Genomic DNA, 1,094 nt, shown 5'->3' on the forward strand with positions numbered 1-1,094 from the left:
TTGAAACGCCTGCTGTGCGACAGCGGCTACACCGGAGATCCCTTCGCCGAGGGCGTACAGGACATTCTGGGCAAGCATGTCACCGTACAGATTGCCAAGCGCAGCGAGCTGCATACCTTCAAGGTCATGCACAAGCGCTGGATTGTCGAACGCAGCTTTGCCTGGCTGGAGAAGAACCGGAGGCTATGGAAGAACTGCGAGCGAAGGCTCAATACCAGCTTGCAGTTCATCCACCTGGCGTTCCTGGCACTGCTGCTCAGGAGATCGTGAACAGGTTCTTAGGGCTGGCTGGCGGCATGGGCGCAGGTTGGTGCGATCCCCACCAGACCTTCGTGTTGCTGCGGACGCCAACCATGTACAGCAGGCCGCGTTCGCTGAGCTGGTCTCGCCAGTGGGTCTCGGTGCCGTAGGCCGCATCGGCTAGCACGACGCCTGCCGCCATCCCTGTCGCCAGCGCGCTGGCGATCTGATCCATGGCCAGCGCTGTCTTGGTCTGAAACACGACCGGAGCCGGAACGCCTGCCTTCTTGCGCCGCACAGTGTCCTGAGCCCACTGCTCGGGAAGATACAGCCGATAGCCCACTGGCAGGCTGCCGTGTTCGTTGGCGATCGACAAACTCACGGCAACCTGGCAATTGTCCGTCTTGCCAAGGCGGCCGCAGTACTGGCGTGCAACACCGACCGAATGCACCCCCTTCTTTGAAAATCCCGTGTCGTCCACGATCCAGTGACACGCTGCGCTCTTCCTGCTCAGGGGCGGCAGCACCTGTGCCGCCACCGCCGCCAGCAGCGCTTGATCGCTCCAGTCGGCATCGGCCACCAGATCGTGCATCGATTGATGGGCTGAGCGCACGTTCTGCGGGTGCACCCGCGCGGCCGTGGGCTCCACGCTCTTGCGCCCTCCAGGCAGTAGCAACCCCTTCAGGTACCAGTGTGCGGGCTGTTTGCGATCCGCATGGGACAGGGCGGCAGCAACTACTTCCCCGTCCTGTTCAAAACGCACTTCCAGTGTCCTATTCAACACAGCTCTCCCGCGCGGCCTGAAGGTCTTCCAATAGTGGCACAAAGGTACGATTATTTGTAACACAGTGGAA

The 1,094-nt window shown here is 61.4% G+C and carries 1 protein-coding gene and 1 pseudogene; one reads left to right on the forward strand and one right to left on the reverse strand.

Going from position 1 to position 1,094, the window contains the following annotated elements; translation table 11 throughout:
- Window positions 1-270: transposase (locus tag NS355_RS17935; RefSeq protein ID WP_153008291.1), on the forward strand; the 270-nt coding region annotated here is incomplete at its 5' end.
- 7 nt (window positions 271-277) lie between these two features.
- Here NS355_RS17935 and NS355_RS17940 read toward each other — a convergent pair.
- Window positions 278-1,024, reverse strand: a pseudogene (locus tag NS355_RS17940) (IS701 family transposase); the annotation flags it as partial.
- Window positions 1,025-1,094 lie beyond the last annotated feature (70 nt).

Source organism: Sphingomonas yabuuchiae (assembly GCF_001477495.1).
GTDB classification, from domain to species: domain Bacteria; phylum Pseudomonadota; class Alphaproteobacteria; order Sphingomonadales; family Sphingomonadaceae; genus Sphingomonas; species Sphingomonas yabuuchiae_A.